The following is a 6,138-nucleotide window of genomic DNA, read 5'->3' as shown; positions in this document are numbered from 1 at the left end:
CTCCTAGGCCCCCTAATTAAACTGGAGTCCTCCCATCCAATAATTTAAACTTAGGATAAGGGAGTGATCCGGTATGGGGAAAAGGCTGAGCAAAGACACGCAACTTAAAATAGTTAAAGAAGCACTGGCTGGGATAAAGGTGGGGGCTCTTGCCCGCATGTATGACATACACCCTGAAACCATTCGTACGTGGATAAGAGATTACCGTGACACGATTCCAGCAGAAGAGATTCCGCTTACTGACGAACATGTGCAGGAAATGCAGCGGCTGCAGGAGGTTGAGCAGCGGTATGAAAAAGCCGTTAAAGTACTCGGTGAGAAGGAACTCGAAATTGAGATTCTCAGAGAGTTGCTAAAAAAGAAAGACCCCGCTTATCTGAAAAACTTGAAGTAGCAGAACCATTTATTAAGCGGGGAGTGCCAGCAGCATTGGTTCTGCGCATTCTAGGTATCGCTGAATCCACCTATTATGATCGAAAGAAAAGAGAGATGTCTTGCCCGCCTGAGCGCCCTGCAGAAAACCGGCGTGGTCGCCCTGTGCCTGGATACTCTCATACGTTTGATGGCGAACGCGTAGTGGACAGCCAGATCAATGACTGGTTGCTTGAGCTCATCGAAGGCGAAGAGCATGTTTACGGGTATAAACTCCTTGCGCAATGCATACGTGACAAGTACAACGTGAGGCTAGACAAAAAGAAAGCATACCGGTTATGTAACGAGTTGGGCATTCTTCAAAAACCACGTCAGCGAGTTCAGGCGCATCCGCGCAGGCTGCCGAAAAACCGTGTCGTTACAGGCTCCAACCAGTTGTGGCAAATGGATATTAAGTATGGCTACGTCCGTGGGCTCGAGCGATTCTTCTATGTGCTCAGCATCATTGATGTGTTTGACCGCGTCGTTGTTCAGCAGTACAGGGGAACATCTTGTGAGGCTAAGCATGCCGTTCAGACACTTTGTTATGCGCTACAAAGCCGTCTACGCCCTGGTGATGAGATGCCTACTATTCGTACCGATAACGGCCCTCAATTCGTGAGCAAGCTGTTTGGAGATATGTGTGAGAGTCTCGGCGTGATCCACGAGCGTATACCTCCAAGAACACCTAATATGAATGCCTATATCGAATCCTTTCATAGCCTGTTGGAACGCGATCTATTCAGCAAGAGAGACTTCAGAACCTTTAAAGATGCATATGAAGAGCTAGACGGATACATGGACTTCTACAATAACCGTAGAATGCATGGCAGCTTAAAACGAAAACCTCCTGCCGTGTTTTCAGCTTGGGTTCAGACACTGGAGGATTCTTCAGCTTTTCATAAAGCGATGTAATCCCCCGAAAAAACGAGTAATTCTATGCCTGCATTATTTTTGGTGGGCAGGACTCCGGTTTTAGGGGGCCTAGCCGAAAATGCAGGTTTTCCAACCCTCTAACGGCTGTCTGGCCCGAAAGCCTGCAAATGTGCAGGTATTCTGGGTTGGTGGCGGGGTATGACGGCTATGAGCGATAAATTCCTGCATTTTTGCAGGAATTTATCGAGCCGAGTTAGTGCGCTAGAAAAAGGATGTACTTTAGCAGGAATTTTCAGGAATGTGCGCAGAACCGAGCGGGTTAGCGATGCATATGTGCTAAGTAACAGACAGGGTTTAGGTTCTACGTTCCAGTTTGCAGGTTCCAGGCTACCGGCTACAGGCTACAGGACTCAGGTTCCAGGTCCCTGGTTACCGGCTACAGGTTGCAGGTTACCAGTTACCGGCTACAGGCTGGACCCAGGTTTGAGGTTGCAAGTTCCGGGTTCCAGACTGCAGGATTACGAGACCAGATTGCAGGTTTCAGCATACAGGCCGGTCCTAATGCAGGTACACCGCTTGAATTCAGCAGTAGTCGCTCTCTAATACCCGCGCTATTAGCGTCATTGCATCTGTCATGCTGATTACTAGCAACGCTGCAAAACCCACAGGCAGGAACACCCTGTTCCTGCCGTTTCATTTTAACTCAGGAAAGAGATGACTGGAATGACGATGGATGCTGCCGTTGGTGCCTACTTATTCGTACTCGGGCTGGTGCTGGGTTCCTTCTATAATGTAGTTGGGCTTCGGCTGCCGCGCGGGGAATCGGTAATATATCCGCCGTCCAGCTGCGGAAGCTGCGGAATGAGGCTGCGAGCACGCCATCTGGTTCCGGTATTCAGTTATATAGCTTCAAGAGGCCGATGTGGCGGGTGCAGGGCGAAGATTTCCCTGCTGTATCCGGCCGGAGAACTGGCGACAGGTTTGCTGTTCGTCTGGGTTTACAGTCTTCACGGCGTATCGGAAGGCTTGTGGACCGGCCTGCTGCTTGTCAGTCTCTCCGTCATGGTTACAATTGCAGATCTTAAGTACATGCTGATCCCCAACAAGCTGCTGCTTCTATTCCTCGTACCGCTGGTTGCAGCCGTATCGTTTACCTCAGAGCTTCCGCTGTGGAATCATGCGCTGGGCGCCCTCACAGGAGGAGCGGTTCTGCTGCTGATCGTTATTGTATCCAAGGGCGGAATGGGTATGGGGGATGTGAAGCTCTTTGCCCTGCTTGGCTGGGTGCTTGGCCTGCCTCTTGTATTGCTTGCCCTTATCATGGCTTGTCTGGCAGGGACGGTGATCGGCGGAACTTTGCTGCTGACAGGACACATTCAGCGTAAGCAGCCTGTGCCGTTTGGGCCTTTTTTGGCAGTAGGCGCACTTGCGGCCTACGGGTATGGAGCAGCGATCGTAGATTGGTATATTACATTATTCATATAGCGGGATGTGATGGTCATGATGGGAATAGGCAGAGCGCGGGTCGGGATAACAATTGACCAGTCCGGTATCCGGTATGTGAAGCTGGCGAAGAGCAAGGGTTGGGAAGCGGAGGCCAGCGGCTCTCTGATGCTTCCGGAGGGCGCGATAACGGAAGATCAATTCTCGGATACAGCTGCCATATCGCCCGTTCTGAAGGATTGGGTTCAGAAGGAGAAGCTGACTGGTGAAGCGGCAGTCATTGCGGTTCCCACCTCGCAGCTAATCGTGCGCAAGATGCATCTTCCTTCGCGTAATGCCAAGGAGCTCCGTTCCCTGGTAGAGCTTGAGGTGGAGACGACGCTGCATCTGCCCTTCGAGGACCCTGTATATGATTATGTAGAGATGGAAAAGGATGAGGACGGCACTCAGGTTCTCGTGTTTGCTGCTCCCCGCAAGTGGGTGGATACGGCTGTCTTGCTCCTGGAGGAGGCAGGTCTGAAGGTCAGGGATGCGCAGATTGCTTCCTTTGCGCTGATTCAGGCGATCCGGCGGAATCCGGAGGAGACGCTGAACGAAACGATGCTTATTCACCTGGACAGCGCCAGTATGGAGATTTATATGTTCCATGCGGGTCACCCGGTCTTTATGCGCAGTATTAATCTCTACGAGAACCAGAGCTTCCGTGACCAAGAGGGTCTCATAAGCGAGTCACAAACAGCTGAATTGACGGCCGAAATCGCGCGCATGCTGAACTTCTATCAATTTGGCATCCAGCAGGGTGAATCCAGGATTGCTTCCATAATAGTTACGGGAGCTTCGGCGAGCCGCAGCAGTCTGGTTGAAGCAGTCCGTTCTTCTCAGCCGGAGATGTCCGTCTTGGAAGCAGATTATGCGGTTCAGTACCGGGAGGGCGCGCATAAAAATTCTAACAGCGGACTGAACGGCATAGCCGCCGGTCTGGTGATGCAGGGCTCAAATAAGAGCGTAAGCCTGCTTCCCCGTAAAGCGGCGGATGCCAAGCTGTTTCCGGTATTGGTCTACAGCGGCCTGGTGCTGTGGCTGGCTGCTGCAGGCGTAATTGGATACATGGCGGTTGATTACCAGAACCAGAAGGATGACAATGAGCAAGAGATTGCCCGACTGGAAGGCGAGCGGGCATTGGTAGAAGAGAGGTTCAGTTCGGGAGGTCAACAAGGCCAGGCGAATCCGGAAGCTGTGATCGAACAGTTGAGAGTAGCCCGCCGGGATGCTCCAGGTGTTGTCCGTCTACTTGAAAATGCTCTGCCCAAAGGCGGCATAATGCAGTCGATCACCTATTCGGCAGAAGGGAACCTGACCGTAGCTGGTACGTTCTCCAATTTGACGGCGTCGGCAAAATACCTGGACAGCATACGCAAGCTGCCCGAGATAAAGGCTGCTCATCTGGACACGGTTACCAAGGAAATGACACTTGGGAGTCCTGAAGAAGAGCAGAACGCGGGACGGACTGCTTATTCGGCTGTTTACACAATCGTAATGAAAAAGGTAACAGAGGGGGCGGATGAGTGATGGAACGGCTCCAAAACAACCGGCAGGCGCTGACGCTTGCCGCTGCAGCCTTGCTCTTGGTTCTGCTTGCGGGCGTTGTCTATCTGATTCTCCCCGCTTCCGAGTCAGTTAGTGAGCAGGAGGCGGAGATCGCAGCATTATCTTCCCAGCTCCAGCTGCTCGAGAACAAGTTGGCAGAGAGGGAGATGGCCGCAGGGGACATCGATACCGCGGCGATTCAAGCTGCTATGCCGTTATGGGATAACTCGGAACAGCTTCTGCTGGACCTGCAGCAGCTGGAGAATGACACCGGGGTTGAGCTGATGAGCAGCTCTTTTACCATAACCCCGGCGGCCTCGGACACTGAGATATCTAGCCAAGCAGCGGAAACCGGCAGCGGGACGTCTGACTTTTCCTCAACCGGAAGAGTTCAGCTGTCTCTAGTGGTCAGCGGCACTTACCTGGATCTGCTGAACTGGATGGACGGCGTGCAGTCGCTGCCGCGGCTGATAACGATTGATTCGTTTGCTATCAGCAAGCCGCCGGCAGACGAGGTCTCCTGGAAGCCATTGACGGTTAATGCTGCCTTGACCGCCTATTACGATTCTTCTTACTGGGAACTTGTGGATGAGGTGCTATGGCCGTTTGGTTCCTGACTATTGCTAATATAAACCAGCTAAACATAGAGCGTATGTTAACCGATAGTACTACTATCAGGATGACATGCGCTTATTTGTGTGTGCTTATCTGGTGCCTAAGGCTTAAAAAATCCTAATGTGACATTATTCACGTGTAGTGATCGGGCTAAGTGGGTATACGTATATAATGGTAATGTTTAATCTTTGCCTGATCTCGACTGTCGGGAGGTGGATACAGCCGGCCAAATCCAGAAGCTAACCAGACAAACGGAGTCCCGGGCAGCTCATCCAGGCCATGAACATGAGTGACTATTGAAAGGCGCACATACATAAACAACCGCCAGGTTGCCGCAAGAATGAAGCCTGTTCAACGGAATCACCTTGGTTCACTGACGGCCGATGAGTTGGTTTAAGGCCCTTGTCTTCACCCATTTGACCGGAATCAGGATTATTGTAGGATTGAATGTCGGAACATGGATGGATATAATACTCTATAATTGTAAAATTTAGTATATACCATTCGGATGACAAGACTTGCTGTTGGTCAGTCTATTCGGTCAGGGGGGGGACATGCCAATGCTTGAATCGTTGATGACGTATGCTGCAGTCTTGTTCGGCATCCTTATCGCCGTCTGGGGTGTGGTGGCCTATTTGCGAGTGACGAAGTCATCAAGATTAACCCAACGACCGAATGACATTGAAGGCATGCCAGCTGCTGCCAAGCGAATGGAATCGCCTGTGCCTTCCCTGCCAGCCAGGGAGAAACGTGACAAGGACAGTGCCACAGGGTAGGGATTCATCCCTTTTCATACCATAGGTTAATTGCTATAATGGAGGCACAACTGAATAGGTTTCGAACCATACGGTTCGGCCATGAACGATCCTGTGGAACATCCGGCGTCAGGCGACAGGTGCAGACGGAGATAATCGTCTTAATTGCAGCTGACATATTGCCGCCAACATTCTCGTAAATTGTTTTAGGACGACCATCCAACATTGTGGGAGGGGATTTCATGGCGAAACGGGGCCATAATGAAGTCAAAGAAAGTCTGAGAGAACTCACGAGAATTTTCCAACCGAAAGATCCGCGCAAATTTGTCCGCGACTACATCCGGAAGTACCGGATTACAGGCGGTTATGAAGATGAGCTGACGGTGCTGGTCGAGCATGAGCTTGGTAAACTGAATTCAGTAAGCTAAACAAACTTATAACTTAAATTGTT

7 protein-coding genes are annotated in these 6,138 nt (G+C 51.2%); all 7 read left to right on the top strand.

The features are described 5' to 3' along the window. Positions 1–73 precede the first annotated feature (73 nt). The 7 genes from DNH61_RS15650 to DNH61_RS15615 all read left to right on the top strand — a co-directional run bounded on the left by DNH61_RS15650 (position 74) and on the right by DNH61_RS15615 (position 6,115). Positions 74–394, top strand: a complete 321-nt coding sequence (locus DNH61_RS15650) for a transposase (protein ID WP_111147616.1) — start codon at positions 74–76, stop codon at positions 392–394. A 23-nt stretch (positions 395–417) separates the two neighbouring features. Next, positions 418–1,326, top strand: a complete 909-nt coding sequence (locus DNH61_RS15645) for an IS3 family transposase (RefSeq protein ID WP_281272414.1) — start codon at positions 418–420, stop codon at positions 1,324–1,326. A gap of 684 nt (positions 1,327–2,010) precedes the next feature. Next, positions 2,011–2,772, top strand: a complete 762-nt coding sequence (locus DNH61_RS15635) for a prepilin peptidase (protein ID WP_342771448.1) — start codon at positions 2,011–2,013, stop codon at positions 2,770–2,772. 15 nt (positions 2,773–2,787) lie between these two features. Beyond that, positions 2,788–4,299, top strand: a complete 1,512-nt coding sequence (gene pilM / locus DNH61_RS15630; RefSeq protein WP_181438733.1) for a pilus assembly protein PilM — start codon at positions 2,788–2,790, stop codon at positions 4,297–4,299. After that, on the top strand, positions 4,299–4,934 hold the full coding sequence (gene pilO, locus DNH61_RS15625) for a type 4a pilus biogenesis protein PilO (protein WP_111147612.1): 636 nt from the start codon (positions 4,299–4,301) through the stop codon (positions 4,932–4,934). Before pilM ends, pilO begins: the two co-directional genes overlap by 1 nt. 558 nt (positions 4,935–5,492) lie before the next feature. Next, positions 5,493–5,708: a hypothetical protein gene (locus DNH61_RS15620; RefSeq protein WP_111147611.1), complete on the top strand. Its 216-nt coding sequence runs from the start codon at positions 5,493–5,495 to the stop codon at positions 5,706–5,708. Between the two features lie 221 nt (positions 5,709–5,929). After that, positions 5,930–6,115: a hypothetical protein gene (locus DNH61_RS15615; RefSeq protein WP_111147610.1), complete on the top strand. Its 186-nt coding sequence runs from the start codon at positions 5,930–5,932 to the stop codon at positions 6,113–6,115. Positions 6,116–6,138: the final 23 nt, after the last annotated feature.

It is taken from the genome of Paenibacillus sambharensis (assembly GCF_003233845.1).
GTDB classification, from domain to species: Bacteria; Bacillota; Bacilli; order Paenibacillales; family Paenibacillaceae; genus Paenibacillus_I; species Paenibacillus_I sambharensis.
The sequence above is the reverse complement of the archived record's forward strand: the minus strand, read 5'-3'. Positions and strand labels throughout refer to the sequence as shown.